Below are 14,823 nucleotides of genomic sequence, written 5' to 3'. Positions count from 1 at the left end.
GCCGAAAAGCCGGGACCTTTTCCATTCCCCGGATTCCATGGGCGGGAAAGCGAGAGGCCGGGGAAAATCCCCAGCCTCTTCTTCTCGCTCTCGATCGGGTTCTCAATGAATCAGCACGGCCTTCCGCCGATCCGTAAAGGAACCCGCGTCCATCCGGATGAAGTAGACACCCGACGGGACAGGAGCACCGGAAGCGTCACGGCCGTCCCAACGGACGGTGTGGATCCCCGCCGGCAGGATCCGGTCGGAGAGGGTTCGCACGAGCCGCCCCCGCGTATCGAAGACGCGGAGGGAGACCTCCTCCCTTTCGGCGAGGGAGAAGCGGATCGTGGTGGAAGGGTTGAAGGGATTCGGTTCGGCGCCGAGAAGGGCGGTGCGCGCCGGCGCGCCCGAAGCCGGTCCCGCCGTTCCGGTGGAAAGAACGCAGAGCGCCTCTCCCTCCCAAGGGACGTGATTCCCGAGTGTCGCCGTCACCAGAAGGGTGCCCGCCTCGGCGGGGGTGACGGTGAAAGAGGCGATTCCTCCGGACGTCGTCTCCCTCTCGTAGATCTCGTCCCCCTTCCAGAGGCAGACCAGCGCCCCCTCCGCGGGTGAGCCCCCGCTCGTCACGGTGACGGAGAAGGGACTCGGCGCGCCTACGGAGAGCGTCTCCGGGTGAGTCACGGCGAGCGCCGCCGGTTCTTCCGTCCAGACCGGCGTCTCCGGATCGCCGAGAAGGTGATACTGGAGGAAGCAATAGGCGTGCACGCTGTCCGGGTCGTCCGGGTCGTACTCGTCATTCTTGGCGAGGGTGAAGTTCTCGCCGAGCCGTGCGATCCCGTAGTCGAAGAGATTCCGATAGACGTAGCGGTCCTGCCTCGCGCTGAAGAGATCCGGATCGGGAATATCGCCGCCGAAACCGGTGCGGGTGTTGCCGAGAAAGGCGACGCCGCCGCCGTTCGGATTGCGGAGATACGCCTCCGCGATGCACGTGCGGACGGGGAAATTGCAGGGATAGCATCCAACGGTGTGCGCGATTCCGAGGCGGTCGCCGTTGGTCAGCGCCTCCACCTCGGCGTTCCCGAATCCCTCGGCGTGGCAGATCCATCCCGTTCCCATGAACTCGGTGTTGCAGTGGTCGTGATGGTTCACCAGGTGGAATCCCTGTTCCAGGAGGGCGAGCACGTCGGCCCGGTGGGAACCGGTCTCGGAGTCGTACTCCGTCGACAGCGTCCAGGACGCCGGCAGGTGCAGGCTGTCCACCTCCCCCTTCTGGCGTTCTCCATAAGTGTCGCCGCAAGTAGCGATGTCGAAACCGAAGAAGGCGGCGGTCTTCACGTAGCCCGGCGACGGCGGATTCTTTTCATAAGTGAATTGCTTGTCCAGGAAGGTCGCGATATGGGTGAGATTTCGGACCGGCGCGCGGCCGATCTCCACCTCGCAGATCCAGTCGCCGTCGTAGTCTGCGTAGTAGGTGTCGTTCGGAATGTCGATCGTCTCGTAGGGGATGGTGATGACCCGGACGTGATAGGGGATCACGTTGGAGTCGCCGGCGAAAAGGAAGGAACGGGTCCCCCAGTTCTGATGGGCGTCGGCGACGAAGGCGCGGACCTTCTCTACGTCCGTTCCGGCGTACCCCGCTTCGCCGAGCACCCACTCGATCGCGACCGCGGCGGCGCGGACGCCGCACCTGTTCCGCCAGTCCAGAAGCGGTTTCCAATCATCGACCCATGATTCCTGAGTGAGGATGACGTGATCGTAGGAGCCGGAGGGGAGCGCGCGAAGGACGCGCCCGATCGGCGGCGCCGCCGGGAGCCGCGCCTCCTCCGGATTCGCCGCCAGCCGGCGGATCGTCGTTTCCAAGTCGCGGAGCCGCGATTCGGAGAGCCCCGCCGGGAGGAGATCCCCCGGCGCGCCGGCCGGCCCGCACTCGATCACCACCGTCATCTCCTCCGCCAGGAAGAGCCGCCCCTCGGCGGGAATCCACCGAATCGGCGAGAGCCGGACCGAAGCGAGGGACAATCCGGCGAGATCCGCTCCGCCGAGAAGGGACGCCTGCCTCCCCGGCCAGGGATCGGCGGAGGAGTAGATCTGGGGATCCGGGTCGATGTCCGATCGCGTTCCCTCTCCGTCGATCGGCAGCGCCCCGCGCGCGGGCGCGACCGGATGCCGGCCCGGAAGCTCGACCTCCCGCAGGGACTCGACGCGGACGCCGGACGCCGCCGTCCCCGGCGGAAGAGCGACCCGCAGTGTCCGCGCCGGAAGGAGCGGTTCCCCCCTTCCGCCCCGGAGATCGCATCCGGCGAGACGGACGACGCCGGCGGCGATCGACACATCCTCCGGCGTCCAGCGGCAGACGAGGCGCACCTCTCCCGCATCGCCGGCGATGACGTCGACGTGCCCGTCCGCGGCGACCGGGGAGGAGATCCCCGCGGTGAGAAGAATCGGAAGAAGGAGGGCTGCGAGTCCCCTCCACGGAGCCGCCGCTTTCAATTGAAGAGTGAATGTCATGGCCAACCAACCTCCGTGGGAGTCGGTGGAGAGCGGGGGACGACCCGTTTCGCCGTTCGCGCGAGGTGGGAAGAGCGCTCGCGGACGAGATCGATCACATAGAGATCATCCTGCTTCGGCCGGTGGGACGGAGCCGACAGCACGAACTATACCAAGGAAAAGAAAGAGCCTCAAGAGACCGTCGATCCGCTCTCTTAACCGAAACTTAACCGAAGCCCCCGTGGAGCCGATCGCGAAACCCCCTCGGGGAAAACACGATACGAAATTTCGTCTCCTCGAGGCGGTCCGCCCGTTCGCGCTCGAATCGCTGGAGTTCTTCCCTCGTCGGCGATAGCCTCTTCTTGCACCGCGCCCCCGGGATTCGGGAATCCCCACGGAGGATCGAATGAAGAGCGGAAACCCCTCCTCGATCGTTCCGGCCGTCGGAGTTACCCGAGGGACCGTCCCTCCGGAAAACGCCCGCGCCGGCGCCGACCTCCCTTTCCGGTTTTCCACCCTTTTCGATATCCTCTTTTTTCTCGTCTTTCTTTATCTCTTTCTCTTCAGCATCGATCTCCTGAGCGCCTCCTTCAAGCTGGCGGGGAAAGGATTCGCCGAGCAACTCATCCGGATGGCGTCGAACCCGGTCGCGGGCCTTCTCATGGGGATCGTGGCGACCAGCGTCGTGCAGAGTTCATCCTCCACCACGTCCATCACCGTCGGCCTGGTCGCGGCGGGAGCGCTCGACCTCCGCCTCGCCGTCCCGATCGTCATGGGGGCGAACATCGGCACCACCGTGACGAACACCATCGTTTCCCTGGGCCACGCCGGACGGCTCCGGGAATTCGAAAAAGCCTTCGCCGCCTCGACGGTCCACGATTTCTTCAACATCCTCGCGGTGCTCGTGCTCTTCCCTCTGGAAATGGCGTTTCATCCGATCGAAAGGGCGGCGGTCGTTCTGGAGAGGTACTTCGAGGGGGTCGGGGGGCTGCAGTTGATGAGCCCGCTGAAACAGGTGATCGGGCCGGCGGTGCACGGGGCGACCCACCTTCTCCCCCACACCATTCCGCTCGCCGTCGTCGCCCTGGTGGTCCTCTTCCTCTCCCTCTCCCGGATGGTGAAGATCATGCGGAGGACCATCGTCGACCGGGCGGAAAAGTTCTTCAACCGGGTGCTCTTCCGGAACGATCTCTCCGGGTTTCTGGTCGGCTGGATCCTGACGGCCGTGGTGCAGAGCAGTTCGGTGACGACATCGCTGGTGGTCCCCCTGGTCGGGACCGGCGTCCTCTCGATTCGGGAGATCTTCACCTATACGCTCGGGGCGAACCTGGGGACCACCATCACCGCGCTGCTCGCCTCCTTCGCCACCGGCAACCCGTTGGCGGTGACCGTCGCCATCACCCACATGGTGTTCAACCTGATGGGGATCGCCGTCTTCTATCCGGCCCGCGCCCTCCCGATCGCCCTCGCCCTCCGGCTCGGCCGGATCGCCGCCCGCTCGCGCGGGAACCTGGTCCTGGTCTTCGTGGTCTACATCCTCCTGCACATCATTCCGCTCGGTTACCTGTTTCTGCGCTAGAGGCGGGGATGCGAAGAGGGTCGGCCGGGATTCCGGGGCTAAAAAAACGCGGGGGCCGAAACCCCCGCGCTTCGCCAGACAATCGCTTTTCGGTGTTACCAGCGGTTTCGGCGACCGCCGCCACCTCCGCCGCCGCCTCTCCGGTTGTCCTCACGGGGACGGGCCTGGCTCACCCGGATGGTGCGCCCGCCCAATTCGGTGCCGTCGAGGGCCTGAATGGCGGCCGTGGCGCCGTCATCATCCATCTCGACGAAGCCGAACCCGCGCGGCTGGCCGGTCTGACGGTCGGTGACCAGAGTGACCTCGTGGACCGTGCCGTGCTGGGAAAAGAGCTGCTCGATCTCTTCCTGGGTGGCCTGGAAAGAAAGGTTGCCGACGTACAGTTTCATCTGCGCTCCGTACTCCACTCGCCCCGATTCACTCTTTCCGGTCCCATCGGGAAGCCCGGAGGGCCGGCGACTATCGCGTGCGGAAACCGGTTCCGCGCCAACTCGAAATCTCTGACTGGCCGATCCTCGAGTCCTCAGGGGCGATGGAGCGATTCGATTCGGCAGGCAAGATTTCGTAGTTTGGAGTAAAAGTTAGGGACAGAAGTGCCTCGTGTCAAGGCGAAACGGCGTTTACGGGGCGTTCCGCCGCCGGTCCGGAGAGGGGGAGCGGCGATCGAGGGACGCCCTTGCGTTTGAACAAAACGGGAGGTTCGGTCGTCCGATTCATTGTTCGGCCCACTCCTGAGAAGAACCGGCGTAACGCCGGACCCTTCATCCCGAAACTCCACCGAACCGGGGGCGCCCGCCCGATCGGACAGGCGGCATGGTTAGACGAAAGGATCCGGAAAGGGCGGGGAACGGACCGATCGCCCGGCGAATCGGCGCCGTGACGGCGACCGGCGTCGTGATCGCCAACATGGTGGGCGCCGGCGTCTTCACCACGTCGGGAATCCTGGCGGGGCGGCTTCCCGGCTCCGGGTGGGTGCTGCTCGCTTGGGTCTTCGGCGGGCTGATCGCCCTCTCGGGAGCGCTCGCCTACGCGGAGCTGGCGACCCGGATGCCGGAGGAGGGGGGCGAGGTGGTCTACCTGCGCCGGCTCTTCCACCCCGCTCTCGGCTTCCTCACCGGATGGACCAGCCTGATCGCCGGTTTCTCCGTTCCCGTGGCCGCCTCGGCGATCGGCGCCGCCTCCTATCTCTCCTCGGGAATCGGGCCGATGCTCGGCGGGGCGGCCCCATCCGATGCGACGATCCGCGGCATCGCGCTCCTCCTGATCGCGCTGTTCACGGTGCTCCACTCCACCGGCGTCCGCCCCGGGGCTTCGGTTCAGAACACGCTCACGGCCATGAAGATCCTGCTCGTGCTGGTGCTCGCCGGCGCGGGGCTCGTTCTCGCCGGCGGCGCGGGCCGGGGAGGGGAACCGATCGCATTCCCCCGGGAGTTCCCGGACGGGGGGAATCTCGCGATCGGCACGGCGATGATGCTCGTCGGCTTCGCCTACAGCGGGTGGAACGCGAGCGCCTACATCGCCGGCGAGGTGCGGCGCCCGCGGCGGACGCTTCCTCTCTCGCTCGTCGCGGGCACGTGCATCGTTATCGTCCTCTACCTCCTGATCAACCTCTTCGTCTTCCGGGCCGTTCCCTTCGACGAGCTGCGCGGAACGATCACGCCGGTCGAATCGGCCGCGGCGCGCGTCTTCGGACCCTGGATGGGGCGCGGCCTCGGGACTCTCGTCGGCTTCGGGCTCCTCTCGTCGCTCAGCGCTTTCCTGATGATCGGACCGCGCGTCTACTTCGCCATGGCCCGGGCGGGGCTCTTCTTTCGTTTCGCCTCCCGCGTCCATCCCCGTTTCGGCGTGCCGAGCCGCTCCGTCGTCCTCCAGGGATGCCTGGCGGCGATCATGGTGATGGTCGGCTCCTTCGAACAACTGCTCGTCTATCTGGGATTCGCCCTCGGCGTCTTTCCCTGGCTCGCGGTGGCGGGGATTTTCGTCGCCCGCAGACGAGGGATCGGCGAAGGGACGGCGGTTCGGACGCCCGGCCACCCGGTGACGACGCTCTTCTACCTCACCGCATCGCTCGCGCTTCTCTTCGCCGCCTGGATCAACCGCCCCGTGGAATCGACGGCCGCGATGATCTCCGTGGCGGCCGGCTTCCCGCTCTACCTGCTCTGGCGGGCGGCGCGGCGGAGAGGGGAGAACGGGAGGAGCTAAGCTCCTTCGGGCGACGACGGGGAAAAAGCGGGCTAACGCTCCTTCTCGTAGCGGCTCGACGGTCCTTCCTCGGTGAGACTCACCACCGCCGTCACGTCACCCCGGCCGTCCCTTTCGAAGAGGAACCGGACATAGTAGACCTCCGGCAGGAGGAAGACGTCGCCGCCGATCGGGATGAGGGGGCGTTCCTCCCCGCCCCCCCGGCCGTAGGCGAGACGGTCGCCGTCGACGCGGAAACGGCGCGGGCCGTAAACGCCGGCCTATTCCTCCATCTCCCTCTCGGAGAGACGGGCCGGTTCGGCCGTCCCGCGCACCCAATCGAGAGCCCACTCGGTCCCGGCGCGGCGGCGGTCGTCGATCGTCCGGTCCCGGATTCTCTCCAGCGCGGCGAGATGGGCGGCGGCGAGCGCCTCCTCCTCGGGAACGGCGATGTCCGGAATCACGCCGGTCCCTTCCCAATCCGTTCCGGTGACGGGATGGACCGCACGCGCGAAGGGAACGTCGAAGGACAGATTGAGGTCCGGGAACACATGCTCCATGCAGGGGTGGGCGGCTCCGGCGGTCGTATCGCCGACGATCGTCGCCCGGCCCAAATGTTTCATGTCATAAGCGAATGCCTCGGCCGCCGAGGGAGTCTGTTCGCTGGTCAGGATGAAAAGATCCGCCTTCGAAAGGTCCGCTCCGGGCGCGAAGGGCTGCGTCCAGTGCTGCTTCACATCCGTCGAATCCCCCATGCGGCGGTGAAAGCTCGACAACCGCGTCGGCCTGTCGAAAAACCAGCTCGCGAGGAGTTGATCCATGGTCGGCGACCCGCCGAGGGTGAGACGGAGGTCGATGAGTACGGCGTCCGAGTGGGCCAGGAAGGCCATCGCCGCCGCCGCCGTCGGTCCGGCGCGGCCCGCGTCGTAGAAGCCGTTCATCCGCAGATAACCGACGTTTCCCCGAAGTCTTTTCACCTCGAGGAACCCGAAATTCTCGTACGCCTCCTCCTCCGCGACGCGGGCGGCCTCCTCATCGGTGCTCGTGTCGTCCGCCGCCGGCTCGAAGTACGCGTCGGGACGAACCATGATCCGAAGGTGGCCGTCGCCGCTCTCCGACCGGAGATCCTCGGTGAGACTCTGCGCGAGGGCGAAGAGGGTGAGGCACTCCGCGTACGCCCCGTCCCGGTTCCGGCGCCGGATCGTTTCCGCCATCCGTTCGCCCGCGTCGGGGAAGACGTAGTATCCGGTCAGGGCGACCGCCACGCTCTCCACGACCGCCGAGCGCGTCGCCTCGCCGACGGCGCGGTCCCGCGGGTCCGCGGCGTCTCCGGCTTGAGGGGCGGCCGGACCGGCGCGGGCGATCGCGATCGCGGCGGCCAGCGCGATCCGCGCCGCGGCTTTTCCCATCGTCCTCCGGATCATTCCTCCCTCCTTCCGTTCGAGGCGGAGCGGCCGATCCCGCCTACCTCCTCGGTCATTCCGCCGGATGATCGGGAATCCAGACGCGGATCGTCCCCTCCGCCGTCCGGATCAGGATCTCTCCCTTTTCGCGGTCCTCCTCTACGGAGATGCTCGAGGAACCGCGAACCTCGACGGCGGCGGAACCGACTGTTCCCGCATAAAGTATATCTTTCACGGGCGGCGCGAAACGTGTCGGCCGAGGCCCGTCCGAAGAAGGGGCCGCCGTCATGGAGAGCCGGACCTCCTCCCCCTCCCTCCGGACGGTCCACTCCACCCGTTCGCCGGCGCGGATCGCCGCGAAACAGGCCGTCCCTTCCCGGGTGTCGATCGGCGTTCCGTCGATGGCGGTGATCACATCTCCTTTGCGGAACCGGGCTTTCTCCGCGGCGCTCCCGGAAACGACACGGAACACCGTGGGCGGCTCGACGAACCGGAGATCTTCCTCACCCCAACGCCCTTCGATCTCGCAGGTGAGCCCCATGCCGAGCCAGGTATGCGGAAGAGAATCGTGTCTCGGCCGGAAGGAATGTGGGAGATTGGGCGCGGGGAGAAGCTCTCCCGCGGCGAGCGCCGCCGGTGGCAAAGGCGCACAGGGAAGCGCGGGGACGTTGGGAAGAGATCCTCGCGACTCCGGATGGCCGTGCACGGCGATGATCCGCACCGTGATCTCCTCGTCGCGGCGCCGGAGGAGAAGCTCCACTTCCTCGCCCGGATCGGGAACGGAGAAGAAACGGCTCCCCTTCTCGGTGGTGATCAGATGACCGTTCGCCGAGACCACCCGATCCCCGGGAAGGATTTTCCCCGCCGCCGGACCCTTCGGATCGATCCGGAGAATCCGCGGTTCTTCCCAGAATCGGAAATAACCGGGACCCGCCTCCTCGTGCACCAGGGAGAAGTTCCCTTCCCAATCGACGATCCCGAGACAGCCGGCGCTCGGAGGAACGATCTCCCCCGTTTCCGGTTCGGCGGCGGGTGTCACGACCGCGCCGGTCGCAACGGCCGCCGTCCAAACCGACAGGATCAGGACGACCGCCGGCGCTCCTCTTCCCCTTCTCTTTCCGTTCATCTCCCGGCTCCAAAGCCTTCAAGGCCGAATGAGTTTAGAACCAAACCAAACCGTCCCCCTCCGGTCCCGTGCCGGACGAATCGTTCTCCGCCCCCCCGGAAAGGAGCAAGGCGATGCTTTGAAGGGCCGGATCCTCCGGGGCGAGGTCCGCCACGCGATGCGCGGCGGCGTAGAGAACGGCCACGGCCGCCTCCCGCCCCTGATCCCGCGCGGCGGGATCACCCGAACCGGTTCGCGCCAGCACCGCCAGCGCGGCCAGATAGGCCGATCCCGCTCTTTGGACCTGCTCCGCGACGCGCCGGCCGTCCTCTTCCCGCATCTCCCGCGCCAGATTCATCGCCTGCCGGGCGCCGGTCCGGTAACCGGCCGTGAAACCACCCCAGGCGATCGCGACCGCCGCGGCCGCCGCCGCGGCCGCCAGAAGCGGAACCCGGAGGGGCCGCCCGCCACTCTTCCGGCGGAGAATGCCCTCGGCGCGGAGGGCGCGAACGACCCGCTCCTCCAGGTGAGGACCGGGATCCATCTCCCGCGGGAGCCGATCGAGGGGATTCCCCTCGTCCCCGATTTCGTCGTTTCGGTTCATCGTTCTTCTCCCTCTTCTCGCAGAAGGGATCGAATCCGGGCGCGCGACCGACTGAGACGGCTCTTCGAAGTCCCCTCGGAGATTCCGAGGCACGCGGCGATCTCGCGGTGCTTCCATCCTTCCAGATCATGCAGGAGGAGCACCTCGCGGTCCGCGCCGGAAAGCGACGCGACCGCCCTTTCCAGGTCGATCCGCACGAGCGGGTTTCCGGCGGCGGATCCTTCGGGTGCGTTTTCGAGCGGCTCCGTCCTCTCCCGGGCCCGCTTTCGGATCCGGTCCCGACAGACGCGGATCGCGATCCCCGTGAGCCACGTCGGGAAGGCGGCCTCCCAGCGGAAACGGTCCAGCCCCCGGCAGGCGCGGATCCACGTCTCCTGAACCGCGTCCTCCGCCTCCGGCCCCTCGCCGCCGAGAAAGCGGGACGAGAAGGCGTACAACCGCGGCGTGTGCCGGCGGTACAGCCGGCGGAACGCGTCCTCGTCCCCGCCGAAGCGGACCGCTTCGACCAGCTTCCTGTCTTCGCGCATGTGAGGTCCTTCACCGTTCCCTTCACCCCTGAGTCGCCGGACGCGACGAAAGGGTTGCGGGGCACGCGAAAAAACACGCCCGTCCGGGAACGCGCCGGCGTCGTGGAGATTCCCGAAAGAGAATGGCGGCCCTATTCCACGGTAAGGATCCCGAGACGGGTGATGCGGTTCTGGATCACCTGGGCGGCCTGCGGTTGGGCGTTGGGGGGACGACCCGTGCCGTAGAGGCCGTACAGATCGTCCGGGCCCAACTCCTGGTCCTCGTCGAGATCCTTCCAGACGTCGAGGTAATACGCGCCGGGACGCAGGTTGGCGATCGTGAAGTTGTACGTGGCGGGGGAGGTCTCGGGGATCCAGATCTTCATGAAGTCCCGCCGATGTTCGAAGTCGTCGAGACTGTCGAAGAGATAGAGGCGGGCGCCGATCATCGTTCCCGGCGCGCCGACGGCGAGCTGCACCGTGCCGGAGAGGCCGGTCGGCAACTCCGTGACGATCACCGTGGCCGCGCGGGAGGCGACGCCGTCCCGGCCGTCCATCGCGGAGGCGAGCATCGTCCAGGGCCCGAGCGTGTCCGGAGGCAACCAGAAGATCCGCGATCGCGTCCCGGTCAGGTAGATCGGTCCACCACCACTGGAGAAGCTGTAGGTAAGAGAATCGCCGTCGGGGTCGTAGGCGTAAACCACCACCTCCACCGTGTCCCGCTCCCCTTTGAGAACCGTGTCGGGGTGGACGGTGACGGAATCGATCACCGGATTCCGGTTGCTCGACCCGGCGGGCGTCTCCTCCACGCCGCAGCCGGGGAGGCTGTACAGCGCGATCCAGGCGGCCGCCGTGGCGATCCAGGCGGCGGCCACGCTCCCATTCCAACGACACGCCATGAGGTATACCTCCGTGAATCGTTGATGATCGGCCCGATTCCTCGGGTGGGAGCCGGAAGGCGGGGCCGGGGCCGGGAGGACCGTTCGATCCGCCAGCCTACGCTCATGGGCCACTATACGAATCCGGCGTCCGATAGGGAAGGAGATCCGGCGGCGCCCGCGGCGGATTCGCGCAACGGAGAGAGGATCGATGAGCGCCCCCGTGGAGAGTCTCGATCCCGCAACCAGGAGAACAAGAATGCACGATCCGTCCCGCAACGAGACTCGCGACTCTCTCCGGTCTCGGCGCCGGAGAATAGCGTCGCGGAACAAAGCCCGTTTCGTTTCTCCCCTTCAACGCCTTGCACCTCGCCCCCATCCCCGGGTCGGGCATCGCTCCGGACGTCCCCCGTTGGACGTCGGTGATGGAGGACCTGCTGGACGGTGACGTGGATCACCCGTGGGTGCTGTGCGGCGGCTGGGACGGTCCCACGCCCCGCACGGAGATCGAGCAGAGGCGGCGTTACATCCGGGATCTTTGGAGTGCGATCGAGAGGACGGCGGCGGAGGGATGGGACTATGAGACGGCGCTCGGCCGTCTCTCCATCGACAGCTCTTTCTCTTACGTCAAGGATTGGGAACCGTACCGGGAAAACGGCCGGGACTGGGTCGCGGAAGACCACGAGGGGCGCATGTTCCCCGCTTTCTGGCGGGCGCACCACGAGGACGGGGCGAACGCGATCGCGGCGGCCCTCGACGGTTCATCCATCGAGGATTCGAAAGGGATGCTCGACGAAATCCGCCGAAATCCGGGAAACCGGTACATCTTCTCCGAATACGCGCTGAACGTTCTGGGCTACCGCCTTCTCGGGGAGGGGCGCGCGGAGGAGGCGATCGCCGTCCTCCGGATCAACGTGGAGAAATTTCCCGAATCGTGGAACGCACACGATAGCCTCGCCGAGGCGTACATGACCCGCGGCGACCGGGAAGCGGCGGTTCGGCACTACCGGGAATCGATCGCGAGGAATCCCGAAAACGAGAACGGCCGGGAAATGCTGAGGCGGCTCGGCGCCCTTTAGGATCAACGGAACATCCGTTTCACCGATCCCCAGGAGGCGCTCCGCACCGACGTGGGCGGCTGCGGTTCGGTGAAGAAGCCGTGGTTCACCTGGCCGCCTCCCCGGAGTTCGCCGACCCAAAGCCCGCCGGTCACGAGCCCGGAGGGGAAATCGCAGATGGCGTGAGGCGCGAGGATGTTGCCGCGCACCGCGACGCCGGTGATGCGGAGAGAGTCCGCCTCGGGGAAGTGAATCAGCAGGTGGTCGAGCGGAATGCCGCCGCTCACCTGCCAGTCCATGTTGGTGATCGCACCGGCGGTGCCGCGGACGTTCACGATGACCGTGGCCTCGGCGGGCGCGACGACGGCGACCCCCCATGCGGCGTCGATCGCCGAGGCGTCCACGTCGAACACGTTCGTTCCGGCTGCGCCGTTGAAAGCCACCTGGCCGCCGACGAAGGGGGAGCCGGTCGCCGGCAGCGCTCCGTAGTAGGTCGAGCGGGCGAGCAGGAAAGAGGAGACGGCGTCCGGGTCGACCGTGGGCGTGAAGGGGATCCCTTCGGAAACAGCTCCCGAAACGGTGAGGGCGGTGAGCGTCGCCGTTCCCGCCGCGGTCAGATCGCCGTTCACGCTTCCTCCCGAGCCGGTCACGTCCCCGCCGGAAACCACGTCCCCCTGCACGCTCACTCCCGTGAGGAAAACGTCTCCCCCCGCCTCGACGCCGCCGTTGTTCACCGCTCCCGTAAACGTAAATGTTTCCCCCGCGAAGAAAGCGAAGTCGCCGGGAACGGGCCCGACGTCGTTCAGGGACATCCCGCTGAACCACGCGGAGCCGGCGCAGCCGCCGATCCCCTGATAGTCGCTGTGATAAGGAGAGGCGGCGCTCCCGATGTCGCCCAGGCTGAAAACATTGAAGAAGAGAAAGGGGTCGACGCCGGACCCGGCCGCGGCGGCGCCGGGCAGAAGGACGGCCGTGAGAACGAGGGCGATCGAAAAACCACGGAACATCGCGAAGATCCTCCAAGACAGGGATGGTTTATCGCGTCTGTCCCATGGATCGGCAGGAGCGCCGCGGATCTTGAGGGCTTCGTGGAAGAAGGCGGGGGGCGCTCCGGCGGGGAGATCGGAGCGCCCGGTCCCGCGGGCGGCGCCCGGGACGACGCCGGTGTAGAGGAATCTCCCCCTTCAACGGATCAGAGCCCGGAATCGAACTCCATCGTCTCACCCGCTTCGATACGGATCCCTTGGCCCGCCGGAAGGGGCTCCTCCATCCCGTCCAGATGGAGCATCAGGTCGTACGTTCCGGGAGGGACGACGAAACGCCGCCAGAGAGGTTCCTGGTTGTCCCAGCCGCGGCGCACCTGAATGATCGGTTCCGATCCCCCGGCGGGGACCAGATCCCATCCGGTCACTCCGCCCGAGGCGGGGGGGGTCAGCACGAAGCCGGTGTTCACGACGAGAGGAGTCTCCTCCCCCGCCCGGACCTCCACCCCCTCGAAGAGGACCATCGGTTCGGGGGACCGGTAATACCGGAGAAGCACATCGTAACGCCCCGCCGGGATCGGCTTCGCCTTCCAGAGGTAGTAGTCGTTGCCGTCCACGTTGAGGTCGAGGAGGAGATCCTCCTCGCCGCTCCTCCGGAGGAGGATGCCGTCCAGGTTCAGGTCCGGCAGTTCCTCGTCGACGCGGAAACCGATCGAACCGAGAACGACCTCCGTCGTCCCACCGCCGGCGACGGTGAAGGGATCGATCTCGACCTCCGTCGGCGGCTTGTAGTTCGGGTTGCCGAAGAGGAGAACGAGACGGTAGTCGCCGGCGAGGAGCGGGTGGAGACTCTCGGGGCCCACCTCCGCCTCCTTCACCTTCGCGCCGTCGGCGGATTTCAAGATCCGGATCCCGCCCAGGGAAATCGCCGAAGCCTCGGGAAGAAGGAGGCGCAGCTTGCCGAGGCCGGTGGACGCTTTCACGCGGGTGCTCTTCACCTCCTCCACCTTGCCGGCGACTTCCTCCCCCACCTCCCGGAGCGCGGCGAGAAGCTCCTCCGCGTCGCCGGCGGCGAAGTAGCGCCCGCCCCCCGCCTCGGCGATGCAGAGGAGTTGTCCTTTCTCCTCATCGGTCACGTCGAAACCGACCACGTGCAGAACGAAGCGCGCCCCCGCCTTCTTCAGATCCGCCGCCACGGCGCAGGGGTCGGCGTCGCACGTCTCCTTCCCGTCGCTCACGAGAACGATGGTGGTCTCCGCGGCGCGCCCTTCGATCGACGACGCAACGATCCGCAGCGAACCGGCGATCGGGGTCATCCCGAGAGGGTGGATCGCTTGAACGGCCGTGACCAGCCCCGTCCGGTCGTCGCTCCCCGGAGGCATGAGGATCTCCACGTCGCCGCAGTCCTTCTTCTCCCGGTGTCCGTAGGCGGCGAACCCGACCCGGACCTCGGCGGGCAGCTCCGGCACGAGCCGGCCGAGCACCTCCCGCGCCGCCTCGATCTTGGTCCCCTCACCCGCTTCTCCCCACATGCTTCCGGACGCGTCGAGAATGAAGAAGACCTCGGGGAACTCCTCCGCTGCGACGGATGCCGCAACGAGGAAGAAGACCAAAACGGCAAGAAATCCGGGCCGGAAAGCGCGCATGGAACCACCTCCTCATCGTGGATAGGACTCCCACCCTTCCGGCACGGACCCGGGGATCGCTCCAAGCGACGCCCCCGATCGATCCGGAAGAATGTCCTTCGCCCGCACATTACCAATATCACCGGCTCTCGACTAAAAAAAAGCGGAACGCGCATACGGTGCGGCGGCGCCCCACCTGTGGCGATTCCTCCCGGGGTGCGTGTCGCCGAATCACGACAGCCGGCCGCGCGGCGGCGGCGAGATCGCCGTTCCCCGCGTCTATTCAAGCCCTAAGGGACTCGCGGCGGAGCCGTTCGTATGGCACGATCCCTGCTGTCGTGTGAAGGTGACGACGATGGCCGCCGCCCCCACCGGCGAGAAATGGACGGGCCGAAGGACGGATCTTCCGGCATCGACGACGCACGGAAGACG

Annotated in this window: 12 protein-coding genes; 3 read left to right on the top strand and 9 right to left on the bottom strand. The window is 66.9% G+C overall.

Annotation, left to right across the window (positions count from 1 at the left end; all coding sequences use genetic code 11):
• Nucleotides 1–102: 102 nt before the first annotated feature.
• On the bottom strand, nt 103–2,490 hold the full coding sequence (locus tag JW958_14110; protein MBN1827390.1) for a T9SS type A sorting domain-containing protein: 2,388 nt from the start codon (nt 2,488–2,490) through the stop codon (nt 103–105).
• Nucleotides 2,491–2,875: 385 nt separating this feature from the next.
• Between JW958_14110 and JW958_14105 the strand changes: the two genes are divergently transcribed.
• Nucleotides 2,876–4,048: a Na/Pi symporter gene (locus JW958_14105; protein ID MBN1827389.1), complete on the top strand. Its 1,173-nt coding sequence runs from the start codon at nt 2,876–2,878 to the stop codon at nt 4,046–4,048.
• A gap of 95 nt (nt 4,049–4,143) precedes the next feature.
• On the opposite strand, the gene JW958_14100 is transcribed toward JW958_14105, so the two are convergent.
• Nucleotides 4,144–4,437 carry an RNA-binding protein gene (locus JW958_14100; protein ID MBN1827388.1) on the bottom strand — a complete coding sequence of 98 codons (294 nt, stop codon included), beginning with the start codon at nt 4,435–4,437 and terminating at the stop codon, nt 4,144–4,146.
• 424 nt (nt 4,438–4,861) lie between these two features.
• Between JW958_14100 and JW958_14095 the strand changes: the two genes are divergently transcribed.
• Nucleotides 4,862–6,250 (top strand): amino acid permease, encoded by a 1,389-nt coding sequence (locus JW958_14095; protein MBN1827387.1) that lies wholly within the window; start codon nt 4,862–4,864, stop codon nt 6,248–6,250.
• A 260-nt stretch (nt 6,251–6,510) separates the two neighbouring features.
• Here the strand turns inward: JW958_14095 and JW958_14090 are convergent, their stop codons facing one another.
• From JW958_14090 to JW958_14070, 5 genes are all read right to left on the bottom strand, one after another.
• Nucleotides 6,511–7,653, bottom strand: a complete 1,143-nt coding sequence (locus JW958_14090) for a S41 family peptidase (GenBank protein ID MBN1827386.1) — start codon at nt 7,651–7,653, stop codon at nt 6,511–6,513.
• A gap of 52 nt (nt 7,654–7,705) precedes the next feature.
• The gene (locus JW958_14085; GenBank protein MBN1827385.1) at nt 7,706–8,758 is read right to left on the bottom strand and encodes a PDZ domain-containing protein; all 1,053 of its coding nucleotides are present in this window, start codon (nt 8,756–8,758) and stop codon (nt 7,706–7,708) included.
• A 34-nt stretch (nt 8,759–8,792) separates the two neighbouring features.
• The gene (locus tag JW958_14080) at nt 8,793–9,341 is read right to left on the bottom strand and encodes a hypothetical protein (GenBank protein ID MBN1827384.1); all 549 of its coding nucleotides are present in this window, start codon (nt 9,339–9,341) and stop codon (nt 8,793–8,795) included.
• The gene (locus JW958_14075; protein MBN1827383.1) at nt 9,338–9,868 is read right to left on the bottom strand and encodes an RNA polymerase sigma factor; all 531 of its coding nucleotides are present in this window, start codon (nt 9,866–9,868) and stop codon (nt 9,338–9,340) included. The genes JW958_14080 and JW958_14075 overlap by 4 nt, the downstream gene beginning before the upstream one ends.
• 131 nt (nt 9,869–9,999) lie before the next feature.
• Nucleotides 10,000–10,746: a hypothetical protein gene (locus JW958_14070; GenBank protein MBN1827382.1), complete on the bottom strand. Its 747-nt coding sequence runs from the start codon at nt 10,744–10,746 to the stop codon at nt 10,000–10,002.
• A gap of 404 nt (nt 10,747–11,150) precedes the next feature.
• Between JW958_14070 and JW958_14065 the strand changes: the two genes are divergently transcribed.
• Entirely contained in the window at nt 11,151–11,804 is a 654-nt protein-coding gene (locus JW958_14065) for a tetratricopeptide repeat protein (protein MBN1827381.1), read from the top strand.
• A 2-nt stretch (nt 11,805–11,806) separates the two neighbouring features.
• On the opposite strand, the gene JW958_14060 is transcribed toward JW958_14065, so the two are convergent.
• Nucleotides 11,807–12,790 carry a choice-of-anchor A family protein gene (locus JW958_14060; GenBank protein ID MBN1827380.1) on the bottom strand — a complete coding sequence of 328 codons (984 nt, stop codon included), beginning with the start codon at nt 12,788–12,790 and terminating at the stop codon, nt 11,807–11,809.
• A gap of 185 nt (nt 12,791–12,975) precedes the next feature.
• Nucleotides 12,976–14,412: a VWA domain-containing protein gene (locus tag JW958_14055; protein MBN1827379.1), complete on the bottom strand. Its 1,437-nt coding sequence runs from the start codon at nt 14,410–14,412 to the stop codon at nt 12,976–12,978.
• Between the last annotated feature and the right edge of the window lie 411 nt (nt 14,413–14,823).

The sequence above is a fragment of the Candidatus Eisenbacteria bacterium genome (genome assembly GCA_016930695.1).
Classification (GTDB): domain Bacteria; phylum Orphanbacterota; class Orphanbacteria; order Orphanbacterales; family Orphanbacteraceae; genus JAFGGD01.
This window is presented reverse-complemented; position numbering and strand designations above follow the sequence as displayed.

What these genes read in the sequence shown, in the direction of transcription:
- JW958_14110 (MBN1827390.1), bottom strand. Translation starts at nt 2,490, where the DNA reads ATGACATTCACTCTTCAATTGAAAGCGGCGGCTCCGTGGAGGGGACTC.
- JW958_14105 (MBN1827389.1), top strand. Translation starts at nt 2,876, where the DNA reads ATGAAGAGCGGAAACCCCTCCTCGATCGTTCCGGCCGTCGGAGTTACC.
- JW958_14100 (MBN1827388.1), bottom strand. Translation starts at nt 4,437, where the DNA reads ATGAAACTGTACGTCGGCAACCTTTCTTTCCAGGCCACCCAGGAAGAG.
- JW958_14095 (MBN1827387.1), top strand. Translation starts at nt 4,862, where the DNA reads ATGGTTAGACGAAAGGATCCGGAAAGGGCGGGGAACGGACCGATCGCC.
- JW958_14090 (MBN1827386.1), bottom strand. Translation starts at nt 7,653, where the DNA reads ATGATCCGGAGGACGATGGGAAAAGCCGCGGCGCGGATCGCGCTGGCC.
- JW958_14085 (MBN1827385.1), bottom strand. Translation starts at nt 8,758, where the DNA reads ATGAACGGAAAGAGAAGGGGAAGAGGAGCGCCGGCGGTCGTCCTGATC.
- JW958_14080 (MBN1827384.1), bottom strand. Translation starts at nt 9,341, where the DNA reads ATGAACCGAAACGACGAAATCGGGGACGAGGGGAATCCCCTCGATCGG.
- JW958_14075 (MBN1827383.1), bottom strand. Translation starts at nt 9,868, where the DNA reads ATGCGCGAAGACAGGAAGCTGGTCGAAGCGGTCCGCTTCGGCGGGGAC.
- JW958_14070 (MBN1827382.1), bottom strand. Translation starts at nt 10,746, where the DNA reads ATGGCGTGTCGTTGGAATGGGAGCGTGGCCGCCGCCTGGATCGCCACG.
- JW958_14065 (MBN1827381.1), top strand. Translation starts at nt 11,151, where the DNA reads ATGGAGGACCTGCTGGACGGTGACGTGGATCACCCGTGGGTGCTGTGC.
- JW958_14060 (MBN1827380.1), bottom strand. Translation starts at nt 12,790, where the DNA reads ATGTTCCGTGGTTTTTCGATCGCCCTCGTTCTCACGGCCGTCCTTCTG.
- JW958_14055 (MBN1827379.1), bottom strand. Translation starts at nt 14,412, where the DNA reads ATGCGCGCTTTCCGGCCCGGATTTCTTGCCGTTTTGGTCTTCTTCCTC.